Genomic DNA, 16,901 nt, shown 5'->3' with positions numbered 1-16,901 from the left:
CCCCCGCCTTCGAGGCGGGGGCCCTTTCCTGTGCCGTTCGTGTGCCGGGGGGTGAGCGGGTGTCAGGCCGGCTGTCAGACCACCTGGTGCAGCCAGCGCACCGGAGCGCCCTCGCCCGCGTACCGGAAGGGTTCCAGTTCGTCGTCCCACGGCTTGCCCAGCAGCTTGGCGATCTCCGCCTCCAGGTCCGCCTCCTCGCGCTGGGCGCGGGTCAGGGCGGCGCGCAGCCGGTCCTCGGGGATCAGGATGTCGCCGTGCATGCCCGTGACGGCGTGGAAGATGCCGAGGTCGGGGGTGCAGCTGTAGCGCTCGCCCTCGGCGGTGGGGCACGGTTCGGCCGTCACCTCGAAGCGCAGCATCTGCCAGCCGCGCAGGGCCGACGCCAGCTTGGACGCCGTGCCCGTCTCGCCCTGCCAGGAGAACTCCGAGCGCCAGGTGCCGGGCGCGGCGGGCTGCCGGATCCAGTCGAGGTTGACGCGCGTGCCGAGCACCCCGGCGACGGCCCACTCGACGTGCGGGCACATCGCGCGCGGCGCGGAGTGCACGTACAGAACTCCACGTGTCGTCACCGGGACCTCCGGGCTGAGCGGACATCTTGCGAACGGGCGGACGGGCGTGGCCGGGGACCACGTTCGATGGCGAGGCTACCGTGCGGCGGGGCGAGGAGTGTGACGTACCGTCGGTCCCGGGGCCGTGAAACGCCCGCCATTCACCCGGCAGGACGCTTGTACGGGTGTGAGCCGTTGCATGCGCGGCCCGGGAACCCGGGTGAGGTCTCATGGGTTGGACACTTCGACGGGTCCGACGAGGGGATGGACGGGTATGCGGAAGCGACGGCTTGTCCCACGCGTCGTGCTCGCCGCCGTGACCGCGGCCGTGCTGGGCGCGTCCGGCTGTGACGCCGTGGGCGGCGCCTCCCCCGCCCCGTCGGGCACGGCGGCGCGCGGCGCGCGGCCCTCGCCGAAGCCGACGCCGGTGTGGGACCGCAGCCCCGCCTCGGTCGCGGCGGTCGGCGACTCGATCACCACCGGTTTCGACGCCTGCGCGGTCCTGTCGGACTGCCCCGAGGTGTCCTGGGCGACCGGCACCCGTCCGGCGGTCGACAGCCTGGCGGTACGGCTGCTGGACCGGGCGAAGGCGGCGGAGCGCAGCTGGAACCTCGCGGTGACGGGGGCCCGGATGGGTGATGTTCCCGGCCAGATGGCCCGCGCCGTGACGCACCGGCCGCAGCTGGTCACGGTGATGGCGGGCGCCAACGACGCCTGCCGCAGGTCGGTCGACTCGATGACGCCGGTCGCCGAGTTCCGCGCGAGCTTCGAGGAGGCGCTGCGCACGCTGCGCCGGTCGCTGCCGAAGTCCCAGGTGTACGTGGCGAGCGTGCCGAATCTGATGCGGCTGTGGGAGCAGGGCCGCACGAGCCCGATGGGCCGTCAGGTGTGGAAGCTGGGGATCTGCCCGTCGATGCTGGGGGACGCGGAGTCCCTGACGGCGGCGGCGAACCAGCGCCGGGCGACGGTGCAGGGCCGGGTCGAGGCGTACAACACGGTACTGAGGGACGTCTGCGCGAAGGACCGCCGCTGCCGGTTCGACGGCGGCGCGGTGCACGACTTCCGGTTCGGTCAGGCGCAGTTGAGCCAGTGGGACTTCTTCCATCCGAGCGTCGACGGGCAGGCGCGGCTGGCGGAGATCGCCTACCGGACGGTCACGAACTAGTGTTCCGCTCATGAGCGAACACTTCGGCACACTTTCCGACGGCACGGAGGTCCATCGCTGGACCCTGGAGCGCGCGGGCGTTCGGGCGCGAGTCCTGTCGTACGGCGGGATCGTGCAGTCACTGGAGGTGCCCGACCGGGACGGCCGGACGGCCGACGTGGTCCTCGGGTTCGCCGATCTCGACGGGTACGTGACGCATCCCGGGCCGTATCTCGGCGCGCTGATCGGGCGGTACGCCAACCGGATCGCGGGCGGCCGTTTCCCGCTGGACGGCGTCACCTACGCGCTCGACCCCAACACGCCGCCCAACTCCCTGCACGGCGGCGCCCGCGGGTTCGACAAGCGCGTGTGGGACGTGACGCCCGTCGAGCACGGGCTGCGGCTGACGCGGGTCAGCCCGCACGGCGAGGAGGGGTTCCCCGGGCGCCTGGAGGTGACGGCGACGTACACCCTGGAGGCCGACGGGGCGCTGCGGTTCGTGTACGAGGCGGTGACGGACGCGCCGACCGTGGTGAATCTGACCAACCACAGCTACTTCAACCTCGCGGGCGCGGACTCCGGTGACGCGGGCGGGCATGAACTGCGGCTGGACGCCTCCCGGTTCACCCCGGTGGACGCGGACCTCATCCCGACCGGCGCCCTGGAGGACGTCACGGGCACCCGCTTCGACTTCCGCCGGACGCGCAAGGTCGGCTCCGGGTACGACCACAACTTCGTGCTGGACAAGGGCGTGACCGAGGACGCGCGGGAGGTCGCCGAGCTGTACGACCCCTCGACCGGGCGGGTGCTGACGGTGGCCACGACCGAGCCCGGTCTGCAGCTCTACACGGCCGACCAGCTGGGTGAGCCCTTCTCCCCCGGCGACGGCATCGCGCTGGAGACCCAGCACTTCCCGGACTCCCCGAACCGGCCGGAGTTCCCGAGCACGGTGCTGCGGCCCGGCCAGGTGTACCGGTCGGAGACGGTGTACGCCTTCTCGGCGCGCTGACGGGCCGGGGAAGGCCCGAGCCCCGGTCCCGGTGTCAGGGCCCGGACCGGGGCTGTTCCTGGGTACTTCTCCCGGATCAGACGTTAATCGTCGCGGTCAGCCTGCGGTCGGAGATCGAGCGTCCGAGCTGAATCTCGTACGAACCCTTCACAAAGGTCCACGCCTCGGTCGTCTCGTCCCACACCTCGAAAGCCCGGCGGGTCAACTCGATCACGGCCTCGCCGCTCTCCCCCGGCTCGGCGGACACGCTCGCGAACCCGGCTAGCCACCGCGCCGGCCGTCCGGCGTCCGGCTCCGCGGGCGCCAGATAGACCTGGACGACCTCGCGGCCCGGCCGCTCTCCGGTGTTGCGCACCCGCACCCGGACCGTGGCGCCCTTCACCTCGGCGGACTCGTACGCCCACGTGGTGTAGCCGAGGCCGTGCCCGAACGGGTACGCCGGGGCGGTGCCCGCCTTCTCCCAGGCGCGGTAGCCGATGAAGACGCCCTCGGAGTAGACGAGTTCGCCGTCGGTGGGGACGACCTCGGTGACCGGGGCGTCCGCCAGCGAGCCCCAGGTGGTGGGCAGCCGGCCGCCGGGCTCCTCGGCGCCGGTGAGCACGTCGGCGAGGGCCGCGCCGCCCTCCTGCCCCGGGAACCAGCCGAGCAGCACGGCGGCGACCTCCTCGCGCCACGGCAGCTCCACCGGGGAGCCGGAGTTGACGACGACGACCGTGCGGGGGTTGGCGGCGGCCACGGCGCGGACCAGGTCGTCCTGGCGGCCGGGCAGCCTCAGATCGGTGCGGTCGAAGCCCTCCGACTCGACGCGCTCGGTGGTGGCGACCACGACCACGGCGGTGTCGGCGGCGCGCGCGGCCTCGGCGGCCTCGGCGATGAGCTCGTCGGGGTCGCGCAGCGGTTCCTGGTGGGCGAGCGTGAAGCCGACGACCCTCAGCGGGGCGTCCTCGGGGTGCTCGACGACGTGGGTGAGGGAGACCTCGACGGGGGTGCCTTCGGTGAGTTCGGGCTGGGCGCGCGGGACGGGGGCGCCGAAGAAGCTGATGAACGGGTCGTCCTTGGTGGGGCGCTGGACGTCGTCGTAGTACGTGGTGCCGTCGATGACGAGCGTGAAGGCGCCGATGCCCTTGATGCCGAAGGTGTGGGCGCCGGTGACGCGCGGGGTGAACGTGCCGGTCAGCTCGACGCTGTGCAGGGTCTCGTGGGTGACGCCGGCGGGGAGGTCGGAGCCCATCCACTGGATGTGCCCGCTGGGCGCGGAGCCGGTGCCGAGGACGTTCCCCGACGCGTCCCGGCACACGGCCCGCAGGGTGAACCCCTTGTCGGCGACGCCGAGTTCGGTGCTGGGGTCGGCGCCCACGGCGTAGGTGAGGGCACCCTCGGGGAGGGCGGCGGTGAGGCCGTCGAGCGGGGAGACGGTGCGGGCCGGGAAGACGGTCGCGGAGCCGCCGCCGAGGACCCGGGCGTCGCGGGCGGCGCCGCCGATCAGGGCGACCGTGCCGCCGGGCGGCAGCGGCAGGGCGTTCTCGTTGCGGACCAGGACGAAGGAGCGGCGGGCGATCTCGCGGGCGAGGGCGGGGCCGTCGGTCTCGGGCGGGAGGGCGGTGACGGCCGGTTCGGCGCCGGGGAGGAGGCCGACGCGGGCGGCCAGGCGCAGGACGTTGCGCACGGCGTCGTCGACCCGGGTCTCGGACACCTCTCCGGCGCGCACGGCCCGGGCGAGGGCCTCGCCGTAGACGGTCCGGGGGCCGGGCATGGCGATGTCGAGGCCGCCGTCGAGGGCGGCGGCGGTGTCGCGGGCGGCGGCCCAGTCGGAGACGTTGACGCCGTCGAAACCCCACTCGCCGCGCAGCACCTCCTCGACGAGGCGGCGGTGCTCGGTCATGGTGGTGCCGTTGACCGTGTTGTACGCGGTCATCACGCCCCAGGGGCGGGCGTGCTCCACGATGTGCTCGAAGGGCGCCAGATACAGCTCGCGCAGGGCGCGTTCGCCGACGACGTTGTTCACGGTGAAGCGCTCGGTCTCGGCGTCGTTGGCGACGAAGTGCTTCACGGTGGTGCCGACGCCACCGGACTGCACGCCCGAGACATAGCCCGCGCCGATGACCCCGGTGAGGTACGGGTCCTCGCTGTACGCCTCGAAGTGGCGTCCGCCGAGCGGGGAGCGGTGCAGGTTGACGGTGGGGGCGAGCAGGACGTGGACGCCCTTGCGGCGGGCCTCCTGGGCGAGGAGGACGCCGGCGCGGCGGGCGAGGTCCGGGTCCCAGGCGGCGGCGAGGGCGGTCGGGGACGGCAGGGCGACGGAGGGGTCGTCGGCGGTCCAGCGCACCCCGCGGACGCCGATCGGGCCGTCGGACATCACGAGGGAGGGCAGGCCGATCTCGGGCAGGGCGGGCAGGGTCCACATGTCCTGGCCGGAGAGCAGCCGTGCCTTCGCGTCGAGGTCGAGCCGGGCGAGGGCCGCCTCCACGACCGCCTCGCGTGCTGCATCGGCCTGGGTGCGCGTTCCCGCCATCGCGGTGCCTCCTCGTCGAGTCCGGGCTGTGGGCACCATCCTGCATCGGCCACCTGTCGACCGGTAGGTTTCGTTATCCCCGTGTTACATGAAGGGCGGACGCATCCCGTACGGTGACGCCATGAACGCGAGGGTCAGGGGCGAGGAGCGCCGCGCCGAGATCGTCCGGGCGGCGCTGGAGGTCATCGCCGAGCGCGGCTACCGGGGCGCGAGCCTGGCCGCGGTGGCCGAACGGGTGGGGCTCACCCAGCAGGGCCTGATGCACCACTTCCCGACCAAGGACGCGCTGCTCGTCGCCGTGCTGCAGGAGCGGGACCGGTGGGACGCCGTGCCGGACAGCCGGTGGCGGGTCGATCTGCTGGCCGCGCTGGTCGAGTACAACGCGATGCGGCCCGGCATCGTCCAGACCTTCTCGGCGCTGCTCGGCGAGAGCGTGACGGACGGGCATCCGGCCCGGGCGTTCTTCTCCGAGCGGTACACCCGGGTGCGGGCGAGCATGGCGGAGACGCTGCGCGCCGAGTACGGCGACCGGCTGCCGAACGGGCTGACGCCCGAGCGCACCGCCCCGCTGCTGGTCGCCGTCATGGACGGCCTGCAGTACCAGTGGCTGCTGGACCCCGCGTCGGTGGACATGCCGGGCGCCTTCCGGGACTTCCTGCGGCTGCTCGGCGAGCCGCCGGACTGACGGCGGCGGACGGACGCGCGCACGCACCATGGCGTGGACCTCTCCCGTCACGCGATACTTCCCGCGTCCCGCACGACCCCCACCGTGACGGAAGGACCCGAACTGCCGTGATGTCTCCCCGTGTTCGGACCGGAGTGCTCGCCCTGGCCCTGCTGACCGGCCTCGCGGCGCCCGCCACCGGCACCGCCGCCGCCTCCTCCGAGGCGGCCGCCGCGCCCACCGTCGAGGAGCGGCGACTCACCCAGGAGGTCCCCCAGGAGATCCTGCGCCGCTCCGGGTTCGCCACCGCCACCGCCGCCTTCGCCCGCGCCCTGGACGGCGCGCACGGCTACGCGGCGGCCCGCCGGGCCGTCGAGCAGCACGGGACGGCGCTGTGGCGGCGGGCCGTCGACCGGGCGCAGGGGCGGGGACCGGCGGGCGGCGACCTGAGCCGGGACGACGACCGGCCGCTGTACTGGGCCCGGTTGGCGATGACCCGCGAACTGCGGACCTGGGAGCCGGGTTTCGCCCTGGGTGAGGGGCGGCGGGCCGCGCTGCTGGACGCGCTGGAGCGGACCTCGCGCGGGCAGGGCGACCTCCGGCTGCCGCGGGACAAGGGCGTCCGGCGCATCCTGGTCACCGGGTTCGACCCGTTCACGCTGGACCGTGACATCCGGATCTCCAACCCGTCGGGGGCGGCCGCGCTGGCGCTGGACGGCACGGTCGTCCGGACGGCGGCCGGTCCGGCGCGGGTGGAGACGGCCGTCTTCCCGGTGCGCTGGCGCGACTTCGCGGAGGGGGCCGTGGAGCGGGCGCTGCGGCCGTACCTGGGGCGGGTCGACCTGTTCACGACCGTGAGCCAGGGACGGGTGGGGCGGTTCGACGTGGAGCGGACCAACGGGGCCTGGCGGGGAGGGTTCCCGGACAACGAGAACGCCTCCAGCACCGGCCTGGTCCCGGTCGCCGACCCCGGCTCGCAGCCGCAGTGGACGACGACCACGCTGCCGTACACGGCGATCGCCGCCGCGCCCACCGGCCGGTTCCCCGTGTACGACAACACGAGCGTGACCGAGATCCCGGCGGGGGGCACCGAGGCCGTCGTCCGGCCGCAGGGGCCGACGCCCGGGTCGAGCGCCCGGGCCGGCGGCGGCGGGGACTACCTGTCCAACGAGATCGCCTACCGGGCGACGCTGCTGCGCGACCGGCTGGGGCTGCACGACAAGCTGCCGGGCGGGCATGTGCACACGCCGGTGCTGCAGTTCGGGGCGGGCAACACCGATCCGGCGTCGGGGGCGGTGACGGACCCGGAGTTCGTCCGCAACCGGCTGGACATCATCGCCCAGGTGCGCACGATCCTGACGGTGGCGGCCGGCAGTCCGGTCACCAGGTGATCTTCTCGCCCGCGGGCTCGGCCGGCTCGTCCTCCCGGGTTTCCTCCCCCGACAGCTCCCGGGCCATCAGCGTGGCGCCCGCGACCGCGCCGGGCATCAGGAACACCGCGACGAACGGCACCAGGAAGGCGGCGGCGAGCGGGGTGCCGAAGCCCCAGACGAGCATCTTGCGCGAGCGCAGGAGCGTCAGGCGCTCACGCAGCTCGACGCGTCGGCGCTGGAGGGCGACCGCCGTCAGTTCCTCGGTGAGGAAGAAGCCGGTGACGACCACGCCGAGGACCGGGACGGCCGTCTGGCCGACGACCGGGACGAAGCCGGCCGCGAACAGCAGCACGCCCCACACGGCGGCGCGCACGACGATCCGCAGGCTGTCGCGGCCGGAGATCCACAGCTCCCGCCAGAGCGGCAGCCCGGACTCGGGCGCGGTGCCGTCGGGCGAGACGTCCCGGTCGACGCGCTCCGAGAGGCTCTCGTAGAAGGGCTGGCCGATCAGCAGGGTCACGGCGGTGAAGGTGACCACGGACAGCAGCAGGGCCAGAGCGAACAGCACGGCGGTGAGCAGCCCGCGGAACAGGCCCCGCCAGGGGCTCGCCCAGCCGTCGGCGAAGGGGGTCGACCAGCTCACGAGGTCCTGACCCCACAGCGCGAGGGCCACGAGCGTGGCCGCGTACAGCAGCAGGGTGATCAGACCCGGGATCAGCCCGAAGCCGTACTGCCTGCCGTGCCGGGCCACCCATCGCTGGCCCTTGAGGAGAAACCTGAAACCGGCACCGAGATCGCGCATGCGGATCACTGTAGACGGGGTGTGTCACACCGCCGTCACGGCGGCTTCGGTGCCCGGTCACGGCGGCCGGGCGGACCTCGCCGAGGGGGGAATGGGCCGGGACGGAGCGGGCGTTGTGAGCACGGCAGACATCACGGGCCAGATGAGGAGCGCGGATGACACCGGAGATCCACGGCACGGTCGCGGACGGCTTCGAGGCGGTACGGGAGGAGTTCGCGGCGTTCGTGGCCACGGAACGGCCGGACTACGAGGGCCAGGTGTGCGCGTACGTGCACGGCAGACGGGTGGTCGACCTGTGGGCGGGCCCGGGTGCCGGGGCCGACTCCCTCTACGGGGTGTTCTCGTCGTCCAAGGGCGCCGCCCATCTGGTGGTGGCGCTGCTCGTCCAGGACGGCGTGCTGGACCTGGACCGCGAAGTCGCCTCCTACTGGCCGGAGTTCGCGGCCGAGGGCAAGGCCGGGATCACCCTGCGCGAGCTGATCGCGCACCGCGCCGGGGTCGTCGGCCTCGACACCGGGTTCACGGTGGAAGAGCTGGCCGACGACCGGGCGATCGCGGAACGCCTCGCCGGGCAGCGGCCCTTCTGGCGGCCGGGCACGGCGTTCGGCTACCACGCGCTCAGCATCGCCGCGCTCACCGGCGAGGTCGTGCGCCGCGCCACCGGCCGCACCCTCCAGGAGGTCTACGAGGAGCGCGTCCGCGCCCCGCACGACCTCGCCTTCTTCCTCGGGCTGCCCGAGGCGCTGGAGCCCCGCTTCCGCTCCGTGCAGCCGATGGAGCCGACTCCGGAGCAGCAGGCGGAGCTGGACGCCGTGCCGACCGGCCCGCACACGCTGGCCTCGATCGCGTTCAACACGCATGTGCCGATGCCGGGCCAGCTGGCGGACTACCCCAACTCCCGTGCGGTGCGGGCGAACGGGCCCGCCTCGGCGGGCGGTGTGGCCTCCGCGCGGGGCCTGGCGGGGATGTACGCGGCGGCCGTGAGCGGGCTGGGCGGGCGCCCGCCGCTGCTGAAGCCGGACACGGTGGCCGAGGCCGGCCAGATCCACTCCACCGGCCGGGACCTGGTGTCCGGGACGTACAAGTCGTTCGGGCTCGGCTTCCAGGCGGTCGCGGACCCCTGGTACCCGTTCCTGGGCGCCGGTTCGCTCGGGCACGCCGGGGCGAGCGGTTCGCAGGCGTTCGCCGACCCGCGCAGCGGTCTCGCGTACGGCTACACGCGGCGCCGCTTCGCCTTTCCGGGCGGGGCGGCCGTGGAGAACGAGCGGCTGGTGCGGGCGGTGCACACCGCGGCGCTGGCCGTCTGACGGGGAACGCGGAGAGGCCGCGCCCCCACGCATGGAGGGGGCGCGGCCTCTTCGCGTGCCGGGGCCGTCAGAGCTTGACGATCATCTTGCCGATGTTGTCGCCGCGCAGGACGCCGAAGAACGCCTCCAGGTTGTTCTCGATGCCCTCGACCACGGTCTCGCGGTACTTCAGCTCGCCCGAGGCGACCCAGGGGCCCACCTCCTGGACGAACTGCGGCTGCAGGTCGTAGTGGTCGCCGACCAGGAAGCCCTCGATACGGCCGCGGGTCTGGATCAGCCGGGCGAGGTTGCGCGGGCCGGGGGCGGGCTCGGTGTCGTTGTAGACGGAGATCATGCCGCAGACGGCGATACGCCCGTTCAGGTTGAGGGAGCCGATGGCCGCCTCCAGGTGGTCGCCGCCGACGTTGTCGAAGTACACGTCGACGCCGTCCGGGGCGGCGGCGCGCAGCTGCTCGCGCACGGGGCCGTTCTTGTAGTTGAAGGCGGCGTCGAAGCCGTACTCCTCGACCAGGAGCTTCACCTTCTCGTCGGAGCCGGCGGAGCCGATCACGCGGGAGGCGCCCTTGAGCCGCGCGAGCTGGCCGACCTGGCTGCCGACGGCACCGGCCGCGCCGGAGACGAACACGGCGTCGCCCTCCTTGAAGGCGGCGGTGCGCAGCAGTCCGGCGTAGGCGGTGAGGCCGGTCATGCCGAGGACGCCGAGGTACGTGGACAGGGGCGCGGCCTCGGGGTCGACCTTGACGGCGTGCTGCGCGTCCAGGGCCGCGTACTCGCGCCAGCCGAAGAAGTGCAGGACGTGGTCGCCGACCGCGATGCCCTCGGCGTTCGACGCGACGACCTCGCCGACCGCGCCGCCCTGCATGACCTTGCCGAGCTCGTAGGGGGCGGCGTACGACTTGGCGGCCGACATGCGGCCCCGCATATAGGGGTCCACGGAGACGTACTTGTTGCGGACGAGCACCTGGCCGTCGCGCGGGGTCGGTACCTCGGCCTCGACCAGGGCGAAGTCCTCGGGCTTCGGCCAGCCGACGGGACGGGAGACGAGGTGCCATTCGCGGTTGATCACGGGGTGCCCTTCCATCAAAATACTTCAGTACCTGAAACAACCATGCGCCTGAATATTTCAGGATGTCAAGTAACCCGTTACCCTGGACGAGTGACCACTCCACCCAGGACGAACCGCCCGGATGCGCTGACCTTCGAGGTCGTCGATCTCATCGGCGCGGTCGTGGCCCGCTATCACGCGGAGTACGAGGAGGCGGCCGCGGAGCACGCGCTCACCGGCGCCCAGGCCCGGCTGCTGAGCCTGCTCTCGCTGGAGCCGCTGCCGATGCGCAAGCTGGCCCAGCGGCTGCGCTGCGAGCCGTCGAACGTGACCGGCATCGTGGACCGGCTGGAGTCACGGGGCCTGGTGGAGCGCCGTCCGGACCCGGCGGACCGGCGGGTGAAGCTGGCGGCCGCGACCGAGGAGGGCCGTCAGGTGGCCCGGAGCCTGCGGGAGTCCCTGCGGTTCGCCCGGGAGCCGCTGGCGGGCCTGTCGGACGACGAGCGGCTGGCGCTGCGCGATCTGCTGCGCCGGATGCTGGCGGACTGACGCCCGCGCCCCCGGCGAGCGCCTGGGGTCCTTCGTTCGGATCAGGCCGGACGCCGGGAGCCCGGCCTGATCGACAAGACACCCCCTAGGTGCACCACCACAGGAAACGCTTGCACTCCGTCGGCTTGGGGTCGGGCGTCGGCTCCGAGGTGGCCGGGTCCTCCGTCGGGTCGGGGCCGCCTCCGCCGCCCGAGGTCGGCGTGGGGTCGGGGGCCGGGGGCGGCGTGTCGGCGCCGGTGCCCGCCGTCGCCGACGCGGACTCCGGGTCCGGGGTGCCGTCCCCGTCCGCGTCCTCCTTCCCGTCCTCGTCGTCCTTGTCCTCGTCCCCGTCCTTGCCGGACGCGGAGGCCGAGGGGGACGCGGACGGGTTCCCCGAGGCCGCACCCGCCCCGGTGCGGACGGCGGCGCCGGTGGCGCCGGGCGACGCCTGCACCTCGCCCTCGGCGCCACCGTCCGCCGAGGAGTCGCCGGCGGCGGCCGTCGGGGGGGTGTCGCCGGGGGCGTCCATGCCGAGTTCGGCGAGGCTCAGGCCGCCGGCGGCCAGGACGAAGCCCGCGGCGACGAGCAGGGTCCGGCGCCGTCTGCGGCGGTGCGCGGCGGCCTTGCGGTCCCGGCGGCTCGTGCCGGCCCCGGCCTCGTCGCCGCCGTCGTCCTCGTCGTCGTACGCCTCCGGGTCGTCGTACTCCTCGGAGTCGTCGTGGCCGTCCGGGTCCGGGCCCGTGTGCTCGTCGTCCGGGACGCCGGGGACGTCACGCTCGTCGTGGCCGCGCCGGCGGCTCCGGCCGCGTCGCTGCGCCGCCCGGCGCGCGGCCCGGCCGCCCACCGGTGCCGCCTCCGCGAGCTCGCCGGTGTCACCGGGGGCGTGCGGGTCCTCGGGAGCGTCCGGTTCCGCGCCGGTGTACTGCCCCGCGTACGCCGCGGGCGCGCCCGGGGACCGCTCGGCCGGCGGAGGGTACGCGGCACCGGCCAGGGCGTACGCGTACACATGCGGCTGTTCGGTCGTGGCGCCGCACCCCGGACAGGCGAGTGCGCCGTTCAGGTGCCGTCGGCACGGGTGGCAGTAGTCCATGACGCGGGAAGACTAGGTTCCGGACGCGTACCGTTCCTAGTCACCCCTGTGAAAGTTTTGTGGACAACAATGCGCAGAGGCATGGCCAGTTGGCGGATATGCCAGGACACGCCAGACACGCCCCGCACGCTCCGCGACGAAGCGGCCGGATCGAGGGCCGCAAGCAGTGTCGAAACCGTTATGCGCGCGACCCATTGACACCCCCGTCACCCCCTCCCTACTGTCACGTCAGCATTTCGAACGCGTGACGAAATATCGAACATCGCCGGGTGCACAACCGAATGGGCCGACGACGCAGCAAGGGGCAACTGCCGTGCGTATCACCGGAATCAGCACACATGTGGTCGGGACGCCGTGGCGCAATCTGACCTACGTCCAGGTGCACACCGACGAGGGGCTGACCGGAGTCGGCGAGACCCGGATGCTGGGCCACACCGACGCGCTGATCGGCTATCTGCGGGAGGCCGAGGCCAATCACATCCTCGGCTCCGACCCGTTCGCCGTCGAGGACCTGGTGCGCCGTATGAAGTACGGCGACTACGGCCGCGCGGGCGAGATCGTGATGTCCGGCATCGCCGTGATCGAGATGGCCTGCTGGGACATCAAGGGCAAGGCGCTCGGGGTGCCGGTGTGGCAGCTCCTCGGCGGCAAGGTCACCGACAAGGTGAAGGCGTACGCGAACGGCTGGTACACCACCGAGCGCACGCCCGAGGCATACCACAAGGCCGCCCGCGCGGTGATGGAGCGCGGGTACAAGGCGCTGAAGATCGACCCCTTCGGCACCGGGCACTTCGAGCTCGACCACCAGCAGAGCCTGTACGCCGTCTCCCTCATCGAGGCCGTGCGGGACGCCATCGGCCCCGACGCCGAGCTGATGCTGGAGATGCACGGCCGCTTCTCCCCGGCCACCGCCGTCCGGCTCGCGCACGAGCTGGCGCCGTTCAAGCCCGCCTGGCTGGAGGAGCCCTGCCCGCCGGAGAACCTGAAGGCGCTGGAGAAGGTCGCCGCCAAGGTCGACATCCCGGTCGCCACCGGTGAGCGCATCCACGACCGGATCGAGTTCCGGGAGCTGTTCGAGAGCCAGGCCGTCGACATCATCCAGCCCGACGTCGGCCACATCGGCGGCATCTGGGAGACCCGCAAGCTGGCCGCGACCTCCGAGACCCACTACATGCTCGTCGCCCCGCACAACGTCGGCGGTTCGGTGCTCACCGCCGCCTCCCTCCAGGTCGGGTTCACCTCCCCGAACTTCAAGATCCTGGAGCACTTCAACGACTTCGCCGACGCGGAGATCAAGAAGGTGGTCAAGGGGGCACCGCAGGTGGTGGACGGCTACTTCCACCTCTCCGACGCCCCCGGGCTCGGGGTGGAGTTCGACGCCGACGCCGCCGCCGAGTTCCCGCAGCAGCAGGCCCGGTTCGACCTGTGGGCCGAGGGCTGGGAGCAGCGCAAGCCCAAGGGGACGCGATGAGCACCTCCGTCGTCGTCGAGGCGCCCGGCCGGCACCGGCTCGCCGCCCACACGCCCCGTGACCCCGGTCCGGGCGAGGCGCTGGTCCGGGTGCACGCGGCCGGCATCTGCGGCAGCGATCGGGAGCTGTACCAGGGCAACCGGCCGGAGGGGTACGTCCGTTACCCGCTGACGCCGGGCCACGAGTGGTCCGGGACCGTCGCCGCCGTCGGCGCCGGGGTGCCGGAGCGGCTCGTCGGCCGGAAGGTCGTCGGCGAGGGGTTCCGCAACTGCCAGGTCTGCGACCGCTGCCACGCCGGTGAGACGACGCTGTGCGAGGCCGGGTACGAGGAGACCGGGTTCACCCAGCCCGGGGCCATGGCGGCCACGCTCACACTCCCGGCCCGGCTGCTGCACGTCCTGCCGGACGACTGCGACCTCACCGCCGCCGCCCTGCTGGAGCCGGCCGCCTGTATCGCGGCGGCCGCGCTGAAGGCGGGCGCCCGGCCGGGCGAGCGGGTCGCGGTGGTCGGCACCGGGACGCTCGGGATGTTCGCCGTGCAGTTCCTGGCGGCGGGCTCGCCCGGCGAGCTGCTGGTGGTGGGGACGCGCCGCGACCGCGAGGAGCTGTCGCGGGCGTACGGGGCCACCGCCTTCCGCACCAAGGACGAGGAACTGCCGGGCGGTTTCGACGTCGTCGTGGAGACCGCCGGGTCCGCCGACGCCGCGCGCACCTCGGCCGCGCTGCTGCGGCGGGGCGGGCGCCTGGTGCTCACCGGCATCCCGGCGCCGGGCGCGCGAGGGCTCGACCCGACCGATCTCGTCGTACGCCAGTTGGAGGTGCACACCGTCTTCGGGGCGCCGCCGGACGCCTGGGCGCACGCCGTGCGGGTGTTCTCCGCCGGTCTCCTCGACCCGCTGCCGCTGGTCACGCACGAACTGCCGCTGACGGAGTTCCCGCAGGCGATCGAACTCGTGGGCTCCGGCGACCCGAAGGTGGGCAAGGTTCTCCTCCGGCCCTGAGCGGCCTCCGCCGTACGCCGGGACGGGGACACCCTGACGGTCCCCGTGCCGGCGTACCCCCGAGGTCCCGCACACCCGAAGACGCGAACCTCGTCCGAAATACCGAACACTAAGGACATCCCGTGACCCACGCCTCCGCAGCCCGACGACCCGGCGAGCAGGCACTCGCCGCCCTCGGCCTGGGCGCGCCCGACCTCTCCCCCGCCGACGCCTCGCCCCACACCTTCCCCGGCGGAGGCCGCTGGCGCACCGAGATCCCCTCCTGCGAGGGCCCCGAGGCGCTGGCCGTCGTCCTGAAGGAAGCCTCGCGGCTGGACGTGCCGATCCACCGGATCAGCCAGGGCAGCGGCGTGTGGATGCTGACCGACGCCGAGATCACCGAGATGGTCGAGGCGACGGCCGAACGGGACATCGAGCTCTGCCTGTTCACCGGTCCACGCGGCACCTGGGACATCGGCGGCTCCACCCGCACCGACTCCCGCGGGGCCGGGCTGCGCGCCCGCGGCCACGACGCGGTGGCCGGCTGCGTCGAGGACGCCGTGCGCGCCACCGAACTGGGCGTGAAGTGCCTGCTGGTCGCCGACGAGGGCGTGCTGTGGACGCTGCACCGGGCGCGCGCCACGGGCATCATCCCGGCCGACACCACCCTGAAGGTCAGCGCCCTGATCGGCCCGGTCAACCCGGCCGCGTACGCGGTGTACGAGCGGCTGGGCGCCGACTCGGTGAACGTGCCGAGCGACCTGACGCTGGACCACCTCACGGAGATCCGCCGGGTCTCCGCCGCCCCCATGGACATGTACATCGAGGCCCCCGACGACCTCGGCGGCTATGTGCGCATGTACGAGGTCGCCGAGCTGATCCGGCGCGGCGCCCCGCTGTACCTGAAGTTCGGGCTCTCCAAGGCCCCCGGCATCTATCCCTACGGCCACCACATGAGAGAGCTGACGCTGGCCACCGCCCGGGAACGCGTCCGGCGCGGACGGCTGGCCCTGGACCTGCTGGCGCGGCACGGGGCCGACGACGCGATGGCGCCGCTCGGCTCACGACTGCCCGGAACGCTGACGCGTTTCGAAACGCGCGCATAACGTTCCGGCGAAACCCCCTTCACAGAAGCGGACGCAGGCGAACACAATCCCACACACCCTCGGGCGACCGACCAGCCGACCCGAACAGCCCCGGACACGTCCCCGCACCGCCCAGGCGGCACCCGGACCGACCGGACCGAGCACGACCGAGCCCCGCTCCACTCACATCAAGGATGATGATCATGCGTAGTCGCAGAGCCGCACTCGCCGCCATGGCCTCCGTCGCCTCCCTCGCGCTCACCCTGACCGCCTGCGGCCAGGACAGCGAGGGCGGCAGCAAGGACGACAACGGCAGCACGAAGGGGGCGACGATCGGCATCGCGATGCCCACCAAGTCCTCCGAGCGCTGGATCGCCGACGGCAACAACGTCGTGAAGAACCTCGAGTCCAAGGGCTACAAGACCAAGCTGGTCTACGGCGAGGACGACCCCGACCAGCAGGTCTCGCAGATCGAGAACCTGATCACCCAGGGCGTCAAGGCGCTGATCGTGGCGGCCATCGACAACAAGTCGATGAACAACGTCCTCCAGCAGGCCAAGGACGCGAACATCCCGGTCATCTCCTACGACCGCCTGATCCTCGGCACCCCGAACGTCGACTACTACGCCTCCTTCGACAACGAGAAGGTCGGCCAGCTCCAGGCCAGCTACATCGTCGACAAGCTGGGCCTGGAGGACGGCAAGAAGGGCCCGTTCAACATCGAGCTGTTCGCCGGCTCCAACGACGACAACAACACCCGCTACTTCTTCGGCGGCGCGATGAAGGTGCTCCAGCCCTACATCGACAAGAAGCAGCTCGTCGTCCGGTCCAAGCAGACCGCGCTCAACCAGGTCACCACGCTGCGCTGGGACGGCGGCACCGCCCAGAAGCGCATGGACGACATCCTCACCTCGGCGTACAAGAGCGAGCGCGTCGACGCGGTGCTCTCGCCGTACGACGGCATCTCCATCGGCATCCTCTCCGCCCTGAAGTCGGACGACTACGGCTCCAAGAACAAGCCGCTGCCGGTCGTCACCGGTCAGGACGCCGAGGTCGCCTCGGTGAAGTCGATCATCGCCGACGAGCAGTCGATGACCGTCTACAAGGACACCCGCGAACTCGCCAAGGTGGCCTCGAACATGGTCGACGCCCTGCTCAACAAGAAGAAGCCCGAGGTCAACGACACCAAGACCTACGACAACGGCTCGAAGGTCGTCCCGGCCTACCTGCTGGAGCCGGTCGCCGTGGACAAGACCAACTACCAGAAGGAAGTCGTGGACTCCGGCTACATCAAGGCGAGCGACCTCAACTAACCGCCGGCCCACTCTGATTGGAAGGCACGA

Annotated in this window: 15 protein-coding genes; 10 read left to right on the top strand and 5 right to left on the bottom strand. The window is 72.7% G+C overall.

The window, feature by feature from the left end; translation table 11 throughout:
• Positions 1-74: 74 nt before the first annotated feature.
• On the bottom strand, positions 75-569 hold the full coding sequence (locus ACFV46_RS02235) for a DUF3145 domain-containing protein (protein WP_376728807.1): 495 nt from the start codon (positions 567-569) through the stop codon (positions 75-77).
• Positions 570-822: 253 nt separating this feature from the next.
• Between ACFV46_RS02235 and ACFV46_RS02230 the strand changes: the two genes are divergently transcribed.
• Together ACFV46_RS02230 and ACFV46_RS02225 are read left to right on the top strand one after the other, a co-directional pair.
• The gene (locus ACFV46_RS02230; protein ID WP_385496751.1) at positions 823-1,713 is read left to right on the top strand and encodes an SGNH/GDSL hydrolase family protein; all 891 of its coding nucleotides are present in this window, start codon (positions 823-825) and stop codon (positions 1,711-1,713) included.
• Positions 1,714-1,723: 10 nt separating this feature from the next.
• Positions 1,724-2,701, top strand: coding sequence for an aldose epimerase family protein (locus tag ACFV46_RS02225; RefSeq protein WP_385496749.1), 978 nt, complete (start codon positions 1,724-1,726; stop codon positions 2,699-2,701).
• Between the two features lie 76 nt (positions 2,702-2,777).
• On the opposite strand, the gene ACFV46_RS02220 is transcribed toward ACFV46_RS02225, so the two are convergent.
• Positions 2,778-5,213, bottom strand: a complete 2,436-nt coding sequence (locus tag ACFV46_RS02220; protein WP_385496748.1) for a glycoside hydrolase family 3 protein — start codon at positions 5,211-5,213, stop codon at positions 2,778-2,780.
• Positions 5,214-5,316: 103 nt separating this feature from the next.
• Between ACFV46_RS02220 and ACFV46_RS02215 the strand changes: the two genes are divergently transcribed.
• Together ACFV46_RS02215 and ACFV46_RS02210 are read left to right on the top strand one after the other, a co-directional pair.
• On the top strand, positions 5,317-5,898 hold the full coding sequence (locus tag ACFV46_RS02215) for a TetR/AcrR family transcriptional regulator (RefSeq protein ID WP_361936210.1): 582 nt from the start codon (positions 5,317-5,319) through the stop codon (positions 5,896-5,898).
• 110 nt (positions 5,899-6,008) lie between these two features.
• Positions 6,009-7,268, top strand: coding sequence for a pyroglutamyl peptidase (locus tag ACFV46_RS02210; protein WP_385496747.1), 1,260 nt, complete (start codon positions 6,009-6,011; stop codon positions 7,266-7,268).
• Here the strand turns inward: ACFV46_RS02210 and ACFV46_RS02205 are convergent.
• Positions 7,258-8,052, bottom strand: a complete 795-nt coding sequence (locus ACFV46_RS02205) for an EI24 domain-containing protein (RefSeq protein ID WP_385496746.1) — start codon at positions 8,050-8,052, stop codon at positions 7,258-7,260. The genes ACFV46_RS02210 and ACFV46_RS02205 overlap by 11 nt on opposite strands.
• Positions 8,053-8,207: 155 nt before the next feature.
• Here ACFV46_RS02205 and ACFV46_RS02200 point away from each other — a divergent pair, with 155 nt between their 5' ends.
• Positions 8,208-9,359, top strand: coding sequence for a serine hydrolase domain-containing protein (locus ACFV46_RS02200; protein WP_385496744.1), 1,152 nt, complete (start codon positions 8,208-8,210; stop codon positions 9,357-9,359).
• Between the two features lie 67 nt (positions 9,360-9,426).
• On the opposite strand, the gene ACFV46_RS02195 is transcribed toward ACFV46_RS02200, so the two are convergent.
• A complete protein-coding gene (locus tag ACFV46_RS02195) occupies positions 9,427-10,440 on the bottom strand; it encodes an NADP-dependent oxidoreductase (protein WP_361936137.1) in 1,014 nt (337 codons plus the stop codon).
• 75 nt (positions 10,441-10,515) lie between these two features.
• On the opposite strand from ACFV46_RS02195, the gene ACFV46_RS02190 reads away from it, so the two are divergent.
• Entirely contained in the window at positions 10,516-10,953 is a 438-nt protein-coding gene (locus tag ACFV46_RS02190) for a MarR family transcriptional regulator (protein WP_361936134.1), read from the top strand.
• 85 nt (positions 10,954-11,038) lie between these two features.
• On the opposite strand, the gene ACFV46_RS02185 is transcribed toward ACFV46_RS02190, so the two are convergent.
• A complete protein-coding gene (locus ACFV46_RS02185; protein ID WP_385496743.1) occupies positions 11,039-12,022 on the bottom strand; it encodes a hypothetical protein in 984 nt (327 codons plus the stop codon).
• Positions 12,023-12,335: 313 nt separating this feature from the next.
• Here ACFV46_RS02185 and ACFV46_RS02180 point away from each other — a divergent pair, with 313 nt between their 5' ends.
• The 4 genes from ACFV46_RS02180 to chvE all read left to right on the top strand — a co-directional run bounded on the left by ACFV46_RS02180 (position 12,336) and on the right by chvE (position 16,871).
• Complete coding sequence (locus tag ACFV46_RS02180; protein ID WP_385496742.1) at positions 12,336-13,493, top strand: mandelate racemase/muconate lactonizing enzyme family protein; 1,158 nt, start codon at positions 12,336-12,338, stop codon at positions 13,491-13,493.
• On the top strand, positions 13,490-14,494 hold the full coding sequence (locus ACFV46_RS02175) for a zinc-binding dehydrogenase (RefSeq protein ID WP_376728800.1): 1,005 nt from the start codon (positions 13,490-13,492) through the stop codon (positions 14,492-14,494). Before ACFV46_RS02180 ends, ACFV46_RS02175 begins: the two co-directional genes overlap by 4 nt.
• A gap of 122 nt (positions 14,495-14,616) precedes the next feature.
• The gene (locus ACFV46_RS02170; protein WP_361935253.1) at positions 14,617-15,579 is read left to right on the top strand and encodes a hypothetical protein; all 963 of its coding nucleotides are present in this window, start codon (positions 14,617-14,619) and stop codon (positions 15,577-15,579) included.
• Between the two features lie 182 nt (positions 15,580-15,761).
• Entirely contained in the window at positions 15,762-16,871 is a 1,110-nt protein-coding gene (gene chvE, locus ACFV46_RS02165; protein WP_361935251.1) for a multiple monosaccharide ABC transporter substrate-binding protein, read from the top strand.
• Positions 16,872-16,901 lie beyond the last annotated feature (30 nt).

The sequence above is a fragment of the Streptomyces sp. NPDC059852 genome (assembly GCF_042731455.1).
GTDB lineage: Bacteria > Actinomycetota > Actinomycetes > Streptomycetales > Streptomycetaceae > Streptomyces.
This window is presented reverse-complemented; position numbering and strand designations above follow the sequence as displayed.